The 18,425-nt window shown below is 64.0% G+C and carries 17 protein-coding genes; 11 read left to right on the top strand and 6 right to left on the bottom strand.

Features of this window, described 5'->3' with window-relative positions:
- Positions 1-2 precede the first annotated feature (2 nt).
- Complete coding sequence (locus tag LB528_RS10395; protein WP_224714790.1) at positions 3-992, top strand: ABC transporter ATP-binding protein; 990 nt, start codon at positions 3-5, stop codon at positions 990-992.
- Between the two features lie 49 nt (positions 993-1,041).
- Here the strand turns inward: LB528_RS10395 and LB528_RS10390 are convergent, their stop codons facing one another.
- The 4 genes from LB528_RS10390 to LB528_RS10375 form a co-directional block, all read right to left on the bottom strand.
- A complete protein-coding gene (locus tag LB528_RS10390; protein WP_224587622.1) occupies positions 1,042-1,596 on the bottom strand; it encodes a hypothetical protein in 555 nt (184 codons plus the stop codon).
- A 99-nt stretch (positions 1,597-1,695) separates the two neighbouring features.
- Entirely contained in the window at positions 1,696-2,778 is a 1,083-nt protein-coding gene (locus LB528_RS10385) for a YcjF family protein (RefSeq protein ID WP_224714789.1), read from the bottom strand.
- Positions 2,775-4,247 (bottom strand): YcjX family protein, encoded by a 1,473-nt coding sequence (locus tag LB528_RS10380; protein WP_224512014.1) that lies wholly within the window; start codon positions 4,245-4,247, stop codon positions 2,775-2,777. The genes LB528_RS10385 and LB528_RS10380 overlap by 4 nt, the downstream gene beginning before the upstream one ends.
- Positions 4,248-4,309: 62 nt before the next feature.
- Positions 4,310-4,813, bottom strand: coding sequence for a SixA phosphatase family protein (locus LB528_RS10375; protein WP_224714788.1), 504 nt, complete (start codon positions 4,811-4,813; stop codon positions 4,310-4,312).
- 248 nt (positions 4,814-5,061) lie between these two features.
- On the opposite strand from LB528_RS10375, the gene dksA reads away from it, so the two are divergent.
- Complete coding sequence (gene dksA, locus LB528_RS10370; protein WP_224512009.1) at positions 5,062-5,478, top strand: RNA polymerase-binding protein DksA; 417 nt, start codon at positions 5,062-5,064, stop codon at positions 5,476-5,478.
- Between the two features lie 101 nt (positions 5,479-5,579).
- On the opposite strand, the gene LB528_RS10365 is transcribed toward dksA, so the two are convergent.
- Complete coding sequence (locus tag LB528_RS10365; protein ID WP_224714787.1) at positions 5,580-6,305, bottom strand: flagellar biosynthetic protein FliO; 726 nt, start codon at positions 6,303-6,305, stop codon at positions 5,580-5,582.
- A 208-nt stretch (positions 6,306-6,513) separates the two neighbouring features.
- On the opposite strand from LB528_RS10365, the gene cckA reads away from it, so the two are divergent.
- The 5 genes from cckA to LB528_RS10340 all read left to right on the top strand — a co-directional run bounded on the left by cckA (position 6,514) and on the right by LB528_RS10340 (position 12,582).
- Complete coding sequence (cckA, locus tag LB528_RS10360) at positions 6,514-9,099, top strand: cell cycle histidine kinase CckA (protein ID WP_224714786.1); 2,586 nt, start codon at positions 6,514-6,516, stop codon at positions 9,097-9,099.
- Between the two features lie 105 nt (positions 9,100-9,204).
- Positions 9,205-9,915, top strand: coding sequence for a purine-nucleoside phosphorylase (locus tag LB528_RS10355; RefSeq protein WP_224714785.1), 711 nt, complete (start codon positions 9,205-9,207; stop codon positions 9,913-9,915).
- A gap of 16 nt (positions 9,916-9,931) precedes the next feature.
- Positions 9,932-10,339, top strand: coding sequence for a VOC family protein (locus LB528_RS10350; RefSeq protein WP_224714784.1), 408 nt, complete (start codon positions 9,932-9,934; stop codon positions 10,337-10,339).
- Between the two features lie 74 nt (positions 10,340-10,413).
- A complete protein-coding gene (locus tag LB528_RS10345) occupies positions 10,414-10,962 on the top strand; it encodes a gluconate 2-dehydrogenase subunit 3 family protein (protein WP_224714783.1) in 549 nt (182 codons plus the stop codon).
- A gap of 48 nt (positions 10,963-11,010) precedes the next feature.
- The gene (locus LB528_RS10340) at positions 11,011-12,582 is read left to right on the top strand and encodes a GMC family oxidoreductase (protein ID WP_224714782.1); all 1,572 of its coding nucleotides are present in this window, start codon (positions 11,011-11,013) and stop codon (positions 12,580-12,582) included.
- A gap of 59 nt (positions 12,583-12,641) precedes the next feature.
- Here the strand turns inward: LB528_RS10340 and LB528_RS10335 are convergent, their stop codons facing one another.
- Entirely contained in the window at positions 12,642-13,031 is a 390-nt protein-coding gene (locus tag LB528_RS10335) for a hypothetical protein (protein WP_224511996.1), read from the bottom strand.
- Positions 13,032-13,338: 307 nt separating this feature from the next.
- On the opposite strand from LB528_RS10335, the gene urtA reads away from it, so the two are divergent.
- The 4 genes from urtA to urtD all read left to right on the top strand — a co-directional run bounded on the left by urtA (position 13,339) and on the right by urtD (position 18,384).
- Positions 13,339-14,649: an urea ABC transporter substrate-binding protein gene (gene urtA, locus LB528_RS10330; protein WP_224511994.1), complete on the top strand. Its 1,311-nt coding sequence runs from the start codon at positions 13,339-13,341 to the stop codon at positions 14,647-14,649.
- Positions 14,650-14,791: 142 nt separating this feature from the next.
- A complete protein-coding gene (gene urtB / locus LB528_RS10325; protein ID WP_224714781.1) occupies positions 14,792-16,408 on the top strand; it encodes an urea ABC transporter permease subunit UrtB in 1,617 nt (538 codons plus the stop codon).
- Positions 16,405-17,631: an urea ABC transporter permease subunit UrtC gene (gene urtC, locus LB528_RS10320; protein ID WP_224511990.1), complete on the top strand. Its 1,227-nt coding sequence runs from the start codon at positions 16,405-16,407 to the stop codon at positions 17,629-17,631. Before urtB ends, urtC begins: the two co-directional genes overlap by 4 nt.
- A 6-nt stretch (positions 17,632-17,637) precedes the next feature.
- A complete protein-coding gene (urtD, locus tag LB528_RS10315; protein ID WP_224511988.1) occupies positions 17,638-18,384 on the top strand; it encodes an urea ABC transporter ATP-binding protein UrtD in 747 nt (248 codons plus the stop codon).
- Positions 18,385-18,425 lie beyond the last annotated feature (41 nt).

Below are 18,425 nucleotides of genomic sequence, written 5' to 3'. Positions count from 1 at the left end.
CGATGACAGACACAGATCGCCCGATCCTCGAGACGCGTTCACTGGCAAAACGCTTTTCGATCGGCACCCGGTTTTCCGCCGAGGGCAGGCGGACCGTCCATGCCGTGGACAACGTATCGCTGACCGTGCGGCGCGGCGAGACAATGGGCCTTGTCGGCGAATCCGGATGCGGCAAGTCCACGCTGGCGCGCTGCCTGGTTCGGCTCTACGACATCACCGACGGCAAGCTTCTGTTCGAAGGCGACGACATCACCTCGAAATCGCTGTCCGAGCTCAGGCCGCTGCGGCGGCGCTTGCAAATGGTCTTCCAGGATCCCTCGGCCTCGCTCAATCCGCGCCGGCGCGTCGGCGACCTCGTCGCCGAGCCGTTGCGTATCCATGGCAAGGTTTCGGCGCGTGAGATCACCGCGCGCGTGGCGGAGCTGTTCGAGCTGGTCGGGCTGTTGCCGGACCATATGATGCGCTATCCGCACGAATTCTCCGGCGGGCAGCGCCAGCGCGTCGGTATCGCGAGGGCCATCGCGTTGAATCCCGACCTTGTCGTGCTGGACGAGCCGGTCTCCGCGCTCGACGTGTCGGTGCAGGCCCAGATCGTCAACCTGCTCGCCGATCTGCAGGAGAAGCTGAAGCTCACCTATATCTTCATCGCCCACGATCTCTCTGTGGTGCGCCAGGTTTCGACGCGCATCACGGTCATGTATCTCGGCTCGATCGTCGAGGAAGGCCCGGCGGAAGAGGTCTTTGCGACACCTGCCCATCCCTACAGCCAGGCGCTGATCTCGGCGGTTCCCGTCGTCGAGACGACGCCTGCGGGCGCGCGCAAGCGCATCATCCTCACCGGCGACGTACCGAGCCCGCTCAAACCACCATCCGGATGCCGCTTCCATCCGCGATGCCCGATCGCGGTGGATCGTTGCCGCTCTGAGCGGCCGGAACTGATGGAATATCGCCCTGGCCGCAAAGTGGCCTGCCACTTTCCGACTTTGACTTGATCAGTCTATTTTTGCGAGTGTGGGTGCGGGCTGCCGGAACCGAGCCGGATCAGTTCTTGGCGATGGCGCCGACTTCGACCGAATCGACCCGCTTCAGGCTCATGCCGATCACCGGCACAAGCTGGTTGTTGACGCGCACGGCCACCGTCACGGTCATCGAATTGCCGTCCGGCACGCGCGCCTGCATGACGCCGTTCAACTGCTTGCGGTTGATGGTGAAAACGACCTTCTGGGCGTCGACGACATTGCCGCCGACAATGTCCATGCCGCTTTCGGTCGAGCCGCCCATGAAGGTGCCCCGGTAACCGTCGCGGCCCTTGCGTTCGACACTGGCGGACATCTTTTGCGTGAACACGCCGACCCTGCAGCCGCCGTCAAGCGTCATGCCGAGCTTGCTGGCGGGCGTCGAGCCATTGAAATCGCAGGTGAATTTGGTGCCTTTGTACTTGCCGGCGATGATCTCGCCAGGGCCGACCCATCTGCCTTCGACTGAGCGGAAAAACTGCTTGTCCGGCTCTGCGCCAAGGGCCTTTTCGACGAGTCCGAGCGGCGCGGCAATCGCAATGGCGGCAGGCAGAACGCAGGACAGGATTACGCTTCTCATCGACGACACCCGGCACGAAAGAGTCTATTCTTGGGACCGAACTGACCATGCAGAAGATTGGTTAATGCTTCGTCACCCGCAATGGGTCACGCGTTTACCTTATCGGTCGTCCTGGCCGTTCTTTCGTGCCGCGAAAGACGTCAGCGCCGAGAGGAAATCGCCGAGGCCCGGGCGCTTCACTGAGATGAACGGTAAGGGGCGGGCGGTTTCCATCGCGGCGATGCCGATGCGCGCCGTCATCATGCCGTTGACCACGCCTTCGCCGAGTTTTGCCGAGAGTTTTGCGGCAAGCCCGTGGCCGACGATCTGCTGCACGAAACTGTCGCCCACCGCGATCGATCCGGTCACCGCCAGATGCGCGAGCACGCCGCGCGCCAGCCGGAAGAAGCCGAGCGTGCCTGGGCGGCCGCCATAGAGCTCGGAGAGGCGCCGGATCAGCCGCCCGGCCTCGAACACGACATAAGCGATGTCGACCAGCGCGCGCGGGCTGACCGCCGTGATGAGCGACACGCGCTTCGCCGCTTCCAGAATCATGACTTTGGCACGGGTATCGAGGGGCGACAGGATTTCGGTCTCGGCCAGCCGAACCAGATTGGCCCCGTCGATGATTTCGCCGCGCAATTCGGCGAGCGAACGACGCCCTGCGGCGGTCTCGGGTTTCGCCGCGACGAAGGCCGAGAGCTCGTCGACCAAGGCGCGCGCCGCCTTGGGATCGTCGCGCGCCACCGCATCCAGGGCCCGTTTCTGCATCTTTTCGACTTCGGCAAGGCGGGCGATGGCGAGGAATTCGCGGATCAGGATGACGAGCAGGGAAAGCAGCGCGATCGCCGCCATGCCGGCCGCCAGCCAGCCGAGCCATTCGGCGCGCGCAAACAGGTCGCGAATCAACTGATCGGCCCACAGGCCGACCGCCAGCGAGACGAGCACGCTCAGAGCGCTGAAGAACAGCCGGGAAAACAGCGAACGCTTTCTCGGCGCCGTCGCCGGCGGCGGAACCGCGGCCTCGATATCCGGCTCCTCGAAGACGTCGACTTCCGAGGGGATCACGACCGCTACATCGGCCCTCGCGGCACGTGGCCTGCGCGCCGGCTGTTCCTCGGCAGCGCGGTTTCGCTGTGGTTGCGGCGGCGCCTCGGTCTCAGGCTCGATGCGGAAGGCCGCCGGTTTTCGGGGCGCGGTCATGCCAGATGATCTCCGATCAGGAACTGCAGCGCGCGGTCGAGCCGGATATGCGGCAAGGACAGCGTGACGCCTTCGGCGGTGCGTTCGAGCTTCGGCGGGCGGAAACGCACGAAACGGATCGCCGGTTCGCTGCTGTCGGGCGGTGATCGAGAAATGTCGAACACGGCGCCCACCTTTTCCGGCAAATCGCCCGGGAATATGGCGGTTTCGGTCTTGCCGTCGAATGTCTCGCCGTTGATCTTCTCGCCCTTGAGCGGGATGCCGATGATGACGGGCAGCGTCTCTCGCCCCTGTTTCACCGTGCCCTCGCGGGTCGAGCGAACCGCTGCCATGGCGACGACATCGACGGCGGCGCCGCTGAAATTCGCTCGCGCCACGGCCCGGTCGGTCAGCCGGCGCACGATCGCCTGCAGCCGGTCGTGGCTTTCGTGGTGCAGATGGTCCGCCTTGGTCGCCGCGACCAGGATGCGGTCGATGCGGCGCGAGAAGAAATCGGTGAGGAAATTGCCGCGTCCGGGCCGGAAGCAGGACAGGATCTCGGTCACCGCGCGCTCCAGATCAGCCATGGCCGCCGGGCCGGCATTGAGCGCCTGCATGGCGTCGATCAGCACGATCTGCCGGTCGAGGCGGGTGATGTGCTCGCGAAAGAACGGTTTGACAACATGCGTCTTATAGGCCTCATAGCGGCGCTCCATCATCGCCTGCAGCGATCCGGAGCGCGGCCGGCCTTGCGTCAGCGTCATAAGCGGCGCGAAGGTGAGCGCCGGAGAACCTTCGAGGTCGCCTGGCATCAGGAAACGGCCGGGCGGCAGCGTCGACAGCGCGCGGTCGTCGAGCTTGCAGGCCTTGAGATAGGCGGCAAAGCTTTCTGCCAATCGTCGCGCCGTCATCTCGTCTGCGTCGGCATCGGGGCTGACGGTGGAAGCCAGCTCGCGCCAGGCCTGCGACAGGTCGGAGCGGACGGGCAGGGCGGCCAGTTCGACCGCCTCGCGCGAAAAGTCGGCGAAGGACTTACCGAGCAGTGGCAGGTCGAGCAGCCACTCGCCGGGATAATCGACGATATCGACGGAAAGTTTTCCGGCTGAAAACAACCGGTTCCAGCCGGAAGCCGACTCATATTCGATGGTGAGCCGGAGCTCGGAGATGGCGCGGGTCGAGTCCGGCCAGACGCGGTCGTTCACCAGAGCCGCGACATGGTCCTCATACTGGAAACGCGGAACGGCGTCGTCCGGCTGCTCCTCGAGGAAGGCGCGGGCGATACGGCCGGATTTCTGGGCCTCGAAGAGGGGCAGGCGTCCGCCATGGATGAGGTTGTGGACGAGAGCGGAGATGAACACCGTCTTGCCGGCGCGGGAGAGCCCGGTGACGCCAAGACGCAATGACGGAGAGAAGAGCCCGGCGGCGCGGCCAGATAGCGTGTCGAGCGCAATCCTTGCCTCGTCGGTGAAATTGGTCAGCGATGATGCCAAATCAGCCTCTGGTTGCGCGTCCGCGCCCGATATAGGCCCTGGATCGTGGGTTTGAAATGGTCTCAGAGGTCGGCGGGCGTGAGAAAGGCTTCGAGATAGCCGTTGCCCTGCGCCGCTTCGGCAAGCTTGCCGGGAAAGCGCACCACGGCAAGGCCGGAGGTCGGAAAACCGTGATTCATCATGCCGCGCGCCGCCTCATCGCCGTCGCCCGACACCGCCACGGCCAGATCTTCGGTCATCGGGTTGTGGCCGATCACCAGAAGCGAGTTGGCGCCGCCATTCTTGCGGATGATGTCGAGATAGCCGGCCGCATCCTCGCTGTAGAGGGTGTCGAAGAACAGGATCCGGCCGGTGTCGGTGCGCCCCGCCAGGCCTTCCAGCGTCTGCCTCGCCCGCTTGGCGTTTGAGCAAAGGGTGACGTCCGGCACGTAGTTGCGGGCCCGCATGGCTTCTCCAATCGCTTCGGCATTGGCCATGCCCGATTCGTCGAGCGGGCGGTCGAAATCGCGCACGCCGGGCAGCGCCCAGCCGGCTTTGGCATGCCGCAAGAGATAAAGCCTGCTCAAACCAGACCTCCATGACGCTGCCTTCCTGGCAACGCGCGATTAGTCACCAGAACGACGTCATGCACAATGGTCGGCCGACAACTGCAACGAATCATGTGCGAATTCGTTTTGTGCCGTTGAAACAACGTCGTCGCCGGAGTCCCCGATGCGAGACTAACAATTGCGTGAAACTCTCGCCGATAGCGCTTGTGCAGGCTCTTGTCCCCGAATATATAGGCGCCAAATTTTGGGGTTGTTGGGTGAGTCGAATGAACGACATCGTTACCGCCGATTACGTACCCTCCGAAGACGAGCCGTTCATGAACGAACGGCAAAAATCGTACTTCCGCCAAAAGCTTATCACTTGGAAGAACGACATTCTGCGCGAAGCGCGCGAAACCTTAGAAATCCTGCAGCAGGAAAACGCCAACCACCCCGACCTGGCCGATCGCGCCTCCTCCGAAACCGACCGCGCCATCGAATTGCGCGCCCGCGACCGCCAGCGCAAGCTCATCTCGAAAATCGACTCCGCGCTCCAGCGCCTTGACGAAGGCACCTACGGCTATTGCGAAGAAACCGGGGAGCCAATCGCGTTGAAGCGGCTCGACGCACGTCCGATCGCGACGTTGTCGATCGAGGCGCAGGAGCGTCACGAACGCCGCGAGAAGGTCTATCGCGACGACTGACGCGAACCGAATAGGCAGGAAAACGTAGAAAATGGCCGGATTTCCGGCCATTTTCGTTTCCGGTGCTCAGGGCGCGGAAAGGCTCGCTTCTGCCGGGAAGGTCAGCGCTTGTGGCTGCCCAGTTCGCCAAGCAGCTTGGTCATCTCGTCATCGAGCGAAGGTTTGGGCGCAGGTTTGCTGGGTGGCGGCTGGGCGTGCGTTTCGTCGAGAGAGGTCTCGAGTTCGTGCATCAGCGTGTCGTCGATGGAATCGTTTGAGGGCGGCGGCGTGTATCTGGTGCCGCCGTTGGCCGTCCCGTAGCCCGGCATCGGCATGACCTTCGCCGTCGGCTGGCTCGGCGCCGCCGGCTTGGGCGCGGGACCAGGTGCCGGGGCGTGCGGGCGTGTGGCGGCGGCTGGCTGGGCGGCAGGCGGCGGTTGCCTGACGGGCGCGGGTGGGGGCGGAGGTGCCGGCTGCGGCGCGCGCGGGCGCGCGGCGGCGGTTGCCTGCTGCTGGCCGCTGTCGCCGGTCAGCGCCGGCCGGCGAGGTGCTGCCAGCCGGATATCGCGCTCGACCACGACATCGGTCGGCCCGCCGATCAAGATCAGATGCTCGATGTCGTCACGGCGCACCAGCACCAGCCTGCGATGGCTGTCGACGGCGGTCGCGTCCATGACGGCAAGGCGCGTCTTGCGGTTCCTGCCGCCGGCCACGAAGGTGCCGAAGGTCAGGTTGCGAACCACCTTGATGACGAGCAGGACGACGACAAGCAAAACGAGCGCTGCGAACGTCCACAGGATTGCAGCGACATAACCCGGACCCGCCACGCTATCCAGCCACTGCAGCATCGGTGCACCCAATCGCCTTTTCGAGTAAGGCGACACTAGACCGCCGCGGCGGCCCGCCGCAAGTTCACATCATCCATCGTGAACAGTTTGAAACATGAATCGTTGATTTTATCGGACATTTGCGGCCAAGGCCTTTTCCGTTACAGGAGAATGTGATTCAACCGACCGTCCGCGCCCATCGGACACCGGAATCACGAGCAGGGGGAACATGGCCAAGGAAGCGCGCGGCGATTTCTATCCGGTACCGATCGTCGACCAGAACACGCGTCCGGGCGCCGTCACCAGGCTCATCGTCTTCATCATCGTGCTGACCGGTGCCGCGATCGTCTTCGGACTTTTCCGCGAGCGCCTCGGCGACCCTTTCCTGCTCGGCATGCTCGGCGTGCTCGCCATGATCGGCGTCGGCTTCCTGTTCGCGACCGCGATCGGTTTCGTGCAGATCGCGCCGCGGTCGACCGGCGATGAATTGTCGAAAGCCTTCGTCGACTCGATGTCGCAGGGCCTGCTGGTCACCGACACCAAGGGCCGCGTCGTCTACGCCAACCGCGCCTATGCCGATATGACGGGTGCTGCCTCGGCCGCCGATCTCAAGACCGTCGAGGGGCTGTTGTCGGATGTTCCCGAAGCTTCGATGACGATCTACCGGCTGGCTTCCGGCCTGCGCGACGGCCAGGCGGGCGACGGCGAGTTCCGGCTGGCGCAGTCGATCAAGCCCGGCGCCGAGCCCGGTGCGCGCTGGTACCGCGCCCGCGCCCGCGCCTTCAGCATGCCCGGGCAAAGGCTGCCGATGCTGGCCTGGCAGCTCGCCGACATTTCGCAGGAACGGGCGGAGCAGGAACGTTTCTTCCTCGACCTGCAGAAAGCCATCGATCATCTCGACCATGCGCCGGCCGGGTTCTTCTCAGCCGACCAGGAAGGCCGCGTCACTTATATCAACGCCACGCTTGCCGAGTGGCTGGGCATCGACCTTGCCTCCTTCACGCCGGGCGCCATCACGCTGCCGGAAATCATCGCCGGCGACGGCATGGCGCTGGTCCGTTCCGTCAAGGCCGACCCGGGTACCACCCGCAACGCCGTCATCGACCTCGACCTCACCACCATGAGCGGCCAGGCGCTGCCGGTGCGCTTCATGCACCGGGTTTCGGCCAGCCGCGAAGGCGTCAACGGCCCGACCCGCACGATCGTCCTCAATCGCACCCAGGGCGAGGATGCGTCCGCGGAGCTGCGGGCCTCCGAGGTTCGCTTCACCCGCTTCTTCAACTCGACGCCGATGGCCATTGCCGGCGTCGATGCGAACGGACGCATCCTGCGCACCAACGCACCGTTCCTGCAGCTGTTTTCGTCCGTGGTCGACCGCGACGCCGTCGACCGGCGGGTGCGATTCGAGACCATCGTCCACGAGCGCGACCGGCCGGCTTTCGCCGCCGCTTTCGAGAAGGCCAGGCAGCGGCAGGCCAATATCGAGCCGATCGACTCCGTGCTGCCCGGCAATGAAGAGCGGCACATCCGCTTCTACGTCAACGCCGTGGCCGATAGCGCGGGCACCGAAGGCGCCGAGGAGGCGGCGATCGTCTATGCGGTCGAGACCACCGAGCAGAAGGCGCTCGAGGGCCAGATGGCGCAGAGCCAGAAGATGCAGGCGGTCGGCCAGCTCGCCGGCGGTATCGCGCACGATTTCAACAACGTGCTGACCGCCATCATCATGGCGTCCGACCTTCTCTTGACCAATCACCGGCCATCGGACCCGTCCTTCCCCGACATCATGAACATCAAGCAGAACGCCAACCGGGCGGCCTCGCTTGTGCGGCAATTGCTGGCCTTCTCGCGCAAGCAGACGCTGCGGCCGGAAGTGCTCAACCTGACCGATGTTCTGGCCGATCTCAGGATGCTGCTCGCCCGGCTGGTCGGCAACGACATCAAGCTCAAGATCGACCATGGCCGCGACCTGTGGCCGGTCAAGGTCGATATCGGCCAGTTCGAGCAGGTGGTGGTGAACCTCGCCGTCAATGCGCGCGACGCCATGCCGAGCGGCGGCGATCTCACCGTGCGCACCCGCAACGTCACCGCCGACGAGTGCAAATCCTTCGCCTATCGCGAGCTGACGCCGGCCGACTATGTGCTCGTTGACGTGGAGGACACCGGCAGCGGCATCGCGCCCGACGTGCTGAAGAAGATCTTCGAGCCGTTCTTCACGACCAAGGAAGTGGGCAAGGGCACCGGCCTCGGCCTGTCCATGGTTTATGGCATCATCAAGCAGACCGGCGGTTTCATCTTCTGCGATTCCGAAGTCGGCAAGGGCACGGTGTTCCGCATCTTCTTGCCGCGCCACATCGCCGAGGTGAAGAAGCAGGCCGAGCCGGGGGAGGCGCCGGCGATCGCAGCGGCGGCCCCTGCGAAGCCGGCCGACACCGCGAAAGACCTGTCCGGCTCGGCCACCGTGCTTCTGGTCGAGGACGAAGATGCCGTGCGCATGGGCGGCGTCAGGGCGCTGACCTCGCGCGGCTATACCGTCCATGAGGCGTCCTCCGGCGTCGAGGCGCTGGAAATATTCGAGGCGCTCGGCGGCAAGGTCGATATTATCGTGTCCGACGTGGTGATGCCGGAGATGGACGGGCCGACATTGCTCGGCGAGTTGCGCAGGCGTCAGCCGGACATCAAGTTCGTGTTCGTCTCGGGCTATGCCGAGGACGCCTTCGCCAAGAACCTGCCGGCCGACGCGCACTTCGGCTTCCTGCCGAAGCCGTTCTCGCTCAAGCAACTGGCGACGATCGTCAAGGACGTTCTGGAATCCTAGGGCGTCCAGCGCTTCCCTGGAATTGCTCTAAATAAGCCAGCGCTTGCGCATTGCGGCAGTCCTGCCATGATGGTCGCCGGATGGGTCTATCAGGGGTGGTAGCGCGTGACGCCGCATATCGAGGCGGGCCGGGGGGACTATGCCGAAACGGTGCTGTTGCCGGGCGACCCCGAGCGCGCGCAATGGATGGCTGAGATGTTTCTCGAGGCGCCGCGCTGCGTGAACCGCCGAAGGGGTGCGCTGGGCTTCACCGGCCGGTTCCGCGGCAAGCCGGTCAGCATCCAGGCGACCGGGATAGGGGCGCCGTCTTTCCTGATTTATGCCTTTGAGCTGATGGAGTATTACGGCGTCAAAACGCTGATACGCACTGGCACATGCGGCGGCTTGTCGGAAGAAGTGCCCCTGCGCGGCGTCGTCGTCTCGAGCGAGGTGCGGGCCGAGAGTGCAATCAGCGGGCAGGTGTTCGGGCTGTACCAGCCGGCGGGACCGGACCTGGCGCTGCATGCGCGGGCGCTGCGATGCGCCGCCGATCTCGGCATCGCCTGCAGCGCCGGACTGACGATCTGCAGCGACGTGTTCCACCATCCCGATGACCGCGCGCGGTTCGACGAGCCAAGGGCGCTCGGGGCGTTGGCCGTCGATATGGAAACCAGCGCGCTCTATCGGATTGCGGCGCAGTTCGGCGCGCGGGCGCTGTCGCTGCTCACCGTGGTCGATCATGTCGCCACCGGCGAGCTGACCGATTATTCGGAACGTCAGGCTCTCTTCACCGACATGACCCGGCTGGCGCTGGAAGTCGCAGCCGAGAGCAGTTAGGCGGCTTCCTGCTTCAATGCGGCCTGGTCTTCGGCGCTGGGCCGATGGCCGCGCAAATAGAGCGCGCAGGTCGTGCGCAGCATGGAAGCGAAACAAGGCCTTTGGCCTCGAGGTCGCCCAGCGGCTCGATTTCGAGACCTTCACGCTGATCTATCTCAGCAATGAGAGTTCGCCTTTCGAGGTGGAGCTGACCGTGAACAAGGGACGCGCCGAGCCCTACGCGCTTGGCGACGGCTACGGCCATCTCGCCTTCTCGGTCGCCGATCTCGACAGCGAACACGACCGCATCGGCGCGCTCGGTCTCAACCCGAAGAAGATTGTCGAGTTCAATCACGACGGGGCGCTGATCGCCCGCTTCTTCTTCATCGAGGATCCCGACGGCTACAAGATCGAGGTCCTGCAGCGGGGAGGGCGCTTCCAATAGGGGATATGCCGCGGAGAGGCGCGGCGCCAGCAACGGCACTTTCAGGGGTGCGAACAGCAAGCAGGGAGGAAATCATGGTTACAGTCTACGAGAAGAAGCCGGGTTATGAGAGGAAAGTCGTACTATCTAGGCGCGAGCTTCTGAAGCGTGGCGGCGCGGGCGCGCTGCTCATCATCTCCGGCAGCGCCGTCATCAGCCCCGAACACGCCTGGGGTCTCGAAACCTCGGCGCTGAAGCCCGAAACGATGGCAACCCTGATCCAGGTGGCGCGCGACATCTACCCGCACGACCAGGTGCCGGACAAATATTACGCCATTGCCGTCAAGGGCCATGACGAGACGGCCGCCAAGGACCCTGCCCACAAGGAGCTGATCGAGAAAGGCATCGCCGAGCTCGACAAGAAGGCTGGCAAGGGCGGCTATCGCGGGCTTGGCTGGGAAGAGCAGCGGGTGGCGCTGCTCACCAGTATCGAGAAGACTCCGTTCTTCCAGGCGGTGCGCGGCGGGCTTGTGGTCAGCCTCTACAACCAGAAGGAGGTGTGGCCGCTCTTCGGCTACGAGGGCGAGTCCTACTCCAAGGGCGGCTACATCGCGCGCGGCTTCAACGACATCGAGTGGCTCTGAGCCGCTCTGCCACGAACCGCTTTTCGACAGATTTCATGGGAGGAAACCATGGCAGCACAATTTGATCTCAACAATGACGGCGTGGTCGTCATCATCGGCTCCGGCGCAGGTGGCGGCACGCTCGGCAACGAACTCGCCCAGAAAGGCATCGACGTCGTCATCCTCGAGGCGGGCGCACGCCACGAATATGAGGACTTCATCAACGACGAGTGGGAGTCGTTCGCCCAGCTCGCCTGGAAGGACAAGCGCACCACTTCGGGCGACTGGCGCGTGGCCAAGGATTTTCCGAACCTGCCGGCCTGGATCGTCAAGTCGGTCGGCGGCTCGACCACGCACTGGGCCGGCGCCTCGCTGCGCTTCCAGGAGCACGAGTTCAAGGCGGCCACGACCTACGGCAAGGTCAAGGGCGCCAACCTCCTCGACTGGCCGGTGACGCTAGCCGAGATGGAGCCCTATTATGCCAAGGCCGAAGCCAAGATGGGTGTCACCGGCACCAACAACTGGCCGCGGCTGCCGGGCAACAACAATTTCAAGGTGCTCAAGGCCGGCGCCGACAAGCTCGGCTACAAGGAATGCCACACAGGCAACATGGCCATCAATTCGGTGGAGCGCGACGACCGCAATTCCTGCCAGCAGACCGGCTTCTGCTTCCAGGGCTGCAAATGGGGCGCCAAATGGTCGACGCTCTACACCGAGATCCCGAAGGGCGAGGCGACCGGGCATCTGGAGGTGCGGCCGAACTCGATGGCGATCAAGATCAATCATGACGCTTCAGGCAAGGTGACCGGCGTCGTCTATGCCGACAAGGACGGCAAGCTGCAGGAGCAGAAAGCCCGCATCGTCGCCGTCGCCGGCAATTCGATCGAGAGCCCGCGCCTGCTGCTCAACTCGGAATCATCGAAATTCCCGCACGGGCTCGCCAACTCGTCGGGACAGGTAGGCAAGAACTACATGCGCCACACCACCGGCTCGGTCTACGCCATCTTCGACAAGCCGGTGCATATGTATCGCGGCACCACCATGGCCGGCATCATCCGCGACGAGGCGCGCCACGACCCGTCGCGCGGCTTCGTCGGCGGCTATGAGATGGAGACGCTGTCGCTCGGCCTGCCATTCATGGCGGCCTTCCTCAATCCCGGCGGCTGGGGCCGCTCCTTCACCACGGCGCTCGACCATTACGACCATATGGCGGGTCTGTGGATCGTCGGCGAGGACATGCCGCGCGAAGAGAACCGTATCACGCTGCACAAGGACGAGAAGGACGAGCACGGCATGCCGATCGCCGACGTCCATTTCGACGATCATCCGAACGACGAGGCCATGCGCAACCATGCCTACGGCCAGGGTCAGGCGCTCTATGCCGCGGTCGGCGCGACCAGGACCTTCCCGACGCGGCCTTATCCTTCGACCCACAATCTCGGTACCAACCGGATGAGCGAAAAGCCGGAGGACGGCGTCGTCAACAAGCACGGCCAGTCGCACGATATTAAGAACCTGTTCGTCTCAGACGGCAGCCAGTTCACCACGGGTGCCGCGGAGAACCCGACGCTGACCATCGTGACGCTGGCGATCCGCCAAGCCGACTACATCGCCGCCCAGATGTCGGCGAAAACGATCTGACCTCCCGACTGCCTGCTGGCGCGGGACCCAAACGGGTTCCGCGCCTTTTTTATGCGGGACTATCTTCTGGTGCAGGTCGAGGCTGTGAAGGCTCCGTCCTGCTGCTTCATGATGATGTCGAAGGAGGGAGCGCTTGGGTCATCCAGCGTCGCCTGGGTCATCGAGATCGAATTTCCGCCGGCGGTGTAGCCGCCGAGCGGACCGAGCCAGGTGATCTCGCCATTGGGGTTCATCTGGTAATTGTAAGGCGGCGGTGCGGCGCCGAAGGTCACCGGGCCGCTGTAGAGGCTGCCCTTGATGGTGATGTCGCCGAGGTTGAGGAACAGGCCGAGCAGGTAGACCTCGCAGTGATAGACGCCGTCCGGGAGCTTGCCGTCGGCAAAATCGGCGCGGGCGCCACCGGAGGCGGACACAAGAAGCAGGAAAGTCAGGATTGTTCGCAGGGCCATGACGTCGCTCGTTTGGACGGCGACCTTGCCTCATTTCGCCATGAGCCCGCAACAGGGTCGATGAAGCTACCCTTGCCTATGTGGTGAAATCATAGGCATTTTTACCATTTGTGCAAAATATAGGCGGTGGTGCGTAAACTTTTCTCAATCCTGCCGCGTCGCAGTAGAGGCGACAGTTGCGCGGCTATCAGATAACCAGCTGTAATCACTACGTTATCGCGAGAATCAGTTCAGCGTATTCCTATCTGGCACGTCGCTTGCACCGCTAATATTGCGATGCAAAACAACCAGCTTGGGAGTGTGTCATATGAGGGGTAACTTCGCGAAAATAACAAAAATCCTGTCCGCCGGCGTCGTCGCGGCCGGTCTGCTGGCTTCAGCATCCGCCAAGGCGGCTGAAGACACGATCAAGGTCGGTATCCTCCATTCGCTGTCGGGGACCATGGCGATTTCGGAGACGACGCTGAAAGACGTCATGCTGATGTTGATCGACGAGCAAAACGCCAAAGGCGGCCTGCTCGGCAAGAAGCTGGAAGCCGTGGTGGTCGACCCGGCGTCCAACTGGCCGCTCTTCGCCGAAAAGGCGCGCGAGCTGATTTCCAAGGACAAGGTGGCGGCCGTGTTCGGCTGCTGGACCTCAGTGTCGCGCAAATCGGTGCTGCCGGTGTTCTCGGAACTCGACAACATTCTGTTCTATCCCGTCCAGTATGAGGGCGAGGAGAGCGAGCGCAACGTCTTCTACACCGGTGCGGCGCCGAACCAGCAGGCTATTCCGGCCGTCGACTATCTGATGAGCGCCGATGGCGGCTCGGTGAAGCGCTGGGTCCTTGAAGGCACCGACTACGTCTATCCGCGCACCACCAACAAGATCCTCGAAGCCTATCTCAAGTCGAAGGGCGTGCCGGCCGAGGACATCATGGTCAATTACACGCCGTTCGGCTTCTCGGACTGGCAGACCGAGGTTTCGGCGATCAAGAAATTCGGCTCGGCCGGCAAGAAGACGGCCGTGGTCTCGACCGTCAACGGCGATGCCAACGTCCCGTTCTACAAGGAGCTCGGCAACCAGGGCGTCAAGGCCGAGGACATCCCGGTCATGGCCTTCTCGGTCGGCGAGGAAGAGTTGGCCGGCCTCGATACCGGACCTCTGGTCGGCCACCTCGCCGCCTGGAACTACTTTGAAAGCGTCGACACGCCGGAGAACAAGAAGTTCATCGACAACTGGCACAAGTTCATCAAGAACGACAAGCGCACCACCAACGACCCGATGGAGGCCCATTATATCGGCTTCAATATGTGGGTGAAGGCGGTCGAGAAAGCCGGCACCACCGATCCGGACAAGGTCATCGACGCCATGGTCGGCGTTTCGGTGCCGAACCTGACCGGTGGCTATTCGACGATGATGCCGAACCACCACATCACCAAGCCGGTGCTGATCGGCGAGATCCAGGCCGACGGCCAGTTCGAGACCGTCTCGCAAACGCCCGGCCTCGTCATGGGCGACGAATGGTCCGACTACCTGCCGGATTCCAAGGACCTGATCTCGGATTGGCGCGCGCCTCTGTCCTGCGGCAACTTCAACGTCGCTACCGGAAAGTGCGGCGGCAAGGGCACCAACTGATCCCGGTCCGGACCTTTGGTCCCAGACCTCAGGTCTGGCGGATCGCGGAGTGGCCCCACGATCCGAGACCGCAGCCCGGGTGGGCCCTTTCGGTCCGCCCGGGCAAGATCCCCGAAACCAAGAAAGCTGCTTGAAGACGATAATGCTGCTGCTGCGCGCAATTGGTCTGATGTTGCTGCTGACGATGGCTGGACTGACGCCGTCGAAGGCGGCTGAGGCCGACCTTCGCGCGACGATCGCCAAATTCGCGGCTGCAACCGGCTTCTCGGCCACCGAGGCCGTCGTGCGCGAGCTGGCCGCGAGCGGCGATCCGGCCGTCGAACGGCCTCTCTCGGCGCTGGCCGACGGCAATCTCTACATTCGCAAGAGCGACTCCCAGGTCTTTGTCGGCAAGGAAGCGGGAGACGGCATCGAGTTGCTCGATCCATTGAGCGGCGAAGAGACTGCCGACGCCGCCAAGGCCGATCTCACCAAGATCAAGGTCAACAATGGGCTCCGCCGCACGATCCGCGATGCCCTGGGCACGCTGACCTTGCGCGCCAAGGACGCCAGCGTGCGCCTCGCCGCCGCGGCAACCATGTTCAAGACGCCCGATGCGGCGAACATCGAGCCGCTCGATGCCGCGATCGCCGCCGAGACCGATCCCGGCGTCAAAACCCTGTTCGAGCAGGCGCGCGCGGCGTCAGTCGTGGTTTCCGACAAGCCCGAAGCCGACAAGCTCGCGGCCGTCTCGATCATCGCCGCGCGTGGCGACCGCGACGCGCTTTCGTTGCTGACTTCGGTCGATGCCAATGGCCAGGGCGCGGTCAAGGACGCGGCGGCGGCCGCGATCGGCAACATCAACTCCAAGCTGGCCTTGTGGGATGCCGGCCAGAATATCTGGTACGGCGTTTCGCTGGGATCGGTGCTGCTGCTTGCGGCGATCGGGCTTGCCATCACCTTCGGCGTCATGGGCGTCATCAACATGGCGCATGGCGAGATGGTGATGCTCGGCGCCTACACCACCTTCGTCGTCCAGCAGGTGATCCGCACCTCGTTTCCGGGCCTGTTCGACTGGTCGCTGGCGATCGCGCTGCCGCTCGCCTTCCTTGTCGCAGCACTTGTCGGCCTTGCGATCGAGCGCGGCATCATCCGCTTCCTCTATGGCCGCCCACTGGAGACGCTTCTGGCTACCTGGGGCGTCTCGCTGGTCCTGCAGCAGGCGGTGCGCACCATCTTCGGGCCGACCAACCAGGAGGTCGGCAATCCATCCTGGATGTCGGGCTCGTTCGACGTCGGCCAGCTGGCCATCACCTGGAACCGGCTGTGGATCCTGGTGTTCGCGCTACTTGTTTTTGCGGTGCTGCTCTACGTCATGAAGCGCACGGCCTGGGGTCTGCAGATGCGCGCCGTCACCGCCAACCGCCGCATGGCTGCCTCGATGGGGATCAGGACGCCATGGGTCGACGCGCTGACCTTCGCGCTGGGCTCCGGCATTGCCGGCATCGCCGGCGTGGCGCTCAGCCAGATCGACAATGTCTCGCCCAATCTCGGCCGCGGCTACATCATCGACAGTTTCATGGTCGTGGTGTTCGGCGGCGTCGGCAATCTGTGGGGCACACTGGTCGGCGCCTTCTCGCTCGGCATCGTCAACAAGTTCCTCGAGCCCTATGCCGGCGCGGTGCTCGGCAAGATCGTCGTGCTGGTGCTGATCATCCTCTTCATCCAGAAACGCCCGCGCGGCCTGTTCGCGCTGAAGGGCAGGGCGGTGGAAGCATGATCACGCAACGCTTCTTCGGCGCCGATCGCCGGATCGCCGTCATGATCCTCGCGCTGCTCGCGGCGGCCATCACCGTGCCGCTGCTCAACCTGGCGGTCTCGCCGCAAAGCGCCTTCTACATTCCGGCCTATATCGTAGCGCTGGTCGGCAAATATCTCTGCTACGCGCTGCTGGCGCTCGCGCTCGACCTCGTCTGGGGCTATTGCGGCATCCTCTCGCTCGGCCACGGCGCCTTCTTCGCGCTCGGCGGCTATGCGATGGGCATGTATCTGATGCGCCAGATCGGCTCGCGCGGCGTCTACGGCAATCCGATCCTGCCGGACTTCATGGTGTTCCTGAACTATAAGGAGCTGCCCTGGTTCTGGCACGGCTTCGACCATTTCTGGTTCGCGGCGTTGATGGTGCTGGCCGTGCCCGGCCTGCTCGCCTTTGTCTTCGGCTGGTTCGCCTTCCGAAGCCGCGTCACCGGCGTCTATCTGTCGATCATCACCCAGGCGATGACCTATGCGCTGCTGCTCGCCTTCTTCCGCAACGACATGGGATTCGGAGGCAATAACGGCCTGACCGATTTCAAGGATATTCTGGGCTTCAACGTGCAGGCGGATACGACGCGCTCGGCGCTGTTTGCGGCCAGCGCCGTTATGCTGGCGCTCGCTGTCTTCGTCACCGCGGCGATCGTGCGCTCCAAATACGGCAAGCTCCTGATGGCGGTGCGCGACGCTGAAAGCCGTACCCGCTTCCTCGGCTGGCGGGCCGAGAACGTCAAGCTGTTCGCCTTCACGGTCTCGGCTATCATGGCCGGCATCGCCGGAGCGCTTTACGTGCCGCAGGTCGGCATCATCAATCCCGGCGAATTCGACCCGGCCAACTCGATCGAGGTGGTGATCTGGACCGCCGTCGGCGGGCGCGGCACCATTGTCGGCCCGATCCTCGGTGCGCTGCTCGTCAACGCCGGCAAGTCCTGGTTCACCGGCGTGCTGCCGGAATTCTGGCTGTTCGCGCTGGGCGGCCTGTTCGTCGCCGTCACCCTGCTGTTGCCCAAGGGCATCGTCGGCGTGTGGGACGGTTGGCGCGGCAAGGCGAAGGCGCTGCGCTCAGCTTCGCTTGCGGCGGAAGCCGGTGCCGATATCGAGGAGCCGCCGGAGCCGAAGATCGTGCGGTCGGCGGCGAGAACGCCGGGCGCCTGGTCGGCTTCCGGCGCCGAACCGCAGCCGGCGGAATGAGCGATCATGAGCAAGTCGAACACCATCCTTTATCTCGACGGCGTCTCGGTCTCCTTCGATGGCTTTCGCGCCATCAACAACCTGTCGCTGGTGCTCGACAAGGGCGAGATGCGCGCCATTATCGGGCCGAATGGCGCCGGCAAGACGACGATGATGGATATCGTCACCGGCAAGACGCGACCGGACGAGGGCGAAGTGTTCTTCGACGGTGAGGTCGATCTCACCCGGCATGACGAGGCCGAAATCGCCATGATGGGCATCGGCCGCAAATTCCAGAAGCCGACCGTCTTCGAGAGCCACAGCGTCGAGGACAATCTCATGCTGGCGCTGAAAGGGCCGCGCTCGATCTTCCCGGCTCTTTTCCATCGCCGCTCGGCGGCCGAGATGCGGCGCATCGACGACATCCTCGGCATCATCCGTCTCGGCGACAAGCGCGGCGAGCTCGCCGCCAATCTCAGCCACGGCCAGAAACAATGGCTGGAGATCGGCATGCTCTTGGCGCAGGACCCAAAGCTTTTGCTCGTCGACGAGCCGGTCGCCGGCATGACCGATGCGGAAACCGAGGAGACCGCGCGTCTGCTCAAGGATATCGCCCGCGACCATTCGGTGGTGGTCGTCGAGCACGACATGCATTTCGTGCGCGAGCTCGGCGTCAAGGTCACCTGCCTGCACGAGGGCTCGGTGCTGTCGGAAGGCACGCTCGATTTCGTCTCGGCGGACGAGCGTGTCGTCGAAGTCTATCTGGGGCGGTGAGCATGGTCTGGCGGGTTCCATTTTGCCGTTTCGATTTCGCT

Source organism: Mesorhizobium sp. CA4, assembly GCF_020165075.1.
In the GTDB taxonomy this organism is placed as follows: domain Bacteria; phylum Pseudomonadota; class Alphaproteobacteria; order Rhizobiales; family Rhizobiaceae; genus Mesorhizobium.
The sequence above is the reverse complement of the archived record's forward strand: the minus strand, read 5'-3'. Positions and strand labels throughout refer to the sequence as shown.

Excerpts from the sequence above, each read along its gene's own strand:
- LB528_RS10345 (WP_224714783.1), top strand. The coding sequence starts at position 10,414 with ATGGTTACAGTCTACGAGAAGAAGCCGGGTTATGAGAGGAAAGTCGTA.
- cckA (WP_224714786.1), top strand. The coding sequence starts at position 6,514 with ATGGCCAAGGAAGCGCGCGGCGATTTCTATCCGGTACCGATCGTCGAC.
- LB528_RS10395 (WP_224714790.1), top strand. The coding sequence starts at position 3 with ATGACAGACACAGATCGCCCGATCCTCGAGACGCGTTCACTGGCAAAA.
- dksA (WP_224512009.1), top strand. The coding sequence starts at position 5,062 with ATGAACGACATCGTTACCGCCGATTACGTACCCTCCGAAGACGAGCCG.
- urtB (WP_224714781.1), top strand. The coding sequence starts at position 14,792 with ATGCTGCTGCTGCGCGCAATTGGTCTGATGTTGCTGCTGACGATGGCT.
- LB528_RS10335 (WP_224511996.1), bottom strand. The coding sequence starts at position 13,031 with ATGGCCCTGCGAACAATCCTGACTTTCCTGCTTCTTGTGTCCGCCTCC.
- LB528_RS10385 (WP_224714789.1), bottom strand. The coding sequence starts at position 2,778 with ATGACCGCGCCCCGAAAACCGGCGGCCTTCCGCATCGAGCCTGAGACC.
- urtD (WP_224511988.1), top strand. The coding sequence starts at position 17,638 with ATGAGCAAGTCGAACACCATCCTTTATCTCGACGGCGTCTCGGTCTCC.
- LB528_RS10390 (WP_224587622.1), bottom strand. The coding sequence starts at position 1,596 with ATGAGAAGCGTAATCCTGTCCTGCGTTCTGCCTGCCGCCATTGCGATT.
- LB528_RS10340 (WP_224714782.1), top strand. The coding sequence starts at position 11,011 with ATGGCAGCACAATTTGATCTCAACAATGACGGCGTGGTCGTCATCATC.
- LB528_RS10350 (WP_224714784.1), top strand. The coding sequence starts at position 9,932 with ATGCGGCCTGGTCTTCGGCGCTGGGCCGATGGCCGCGCAAATAGAGCG.
- urtA (WP_224511994.1), top strand. The coding sequence starts at position 13,339 with ATGAGGGGTAACTTCGCGAAAATAACAAAAATCCTGTCCGCCGGCGTC.
- urtC (WP_224511990.1), top strand. The coding sequence starts at position 16,405 with ATGATCACGCAACGCTTCTTCGGCGCCGATCGCCGGATCGCCGTCATG.
- LB528_RS10365 (WP_224714787.1), bottom strand. The coding sequence starts at position 6,305 with ATGCTGCAGTGGCTGGATAGCGTGGCGGGTCCGGGTTATGTCGCTGCA.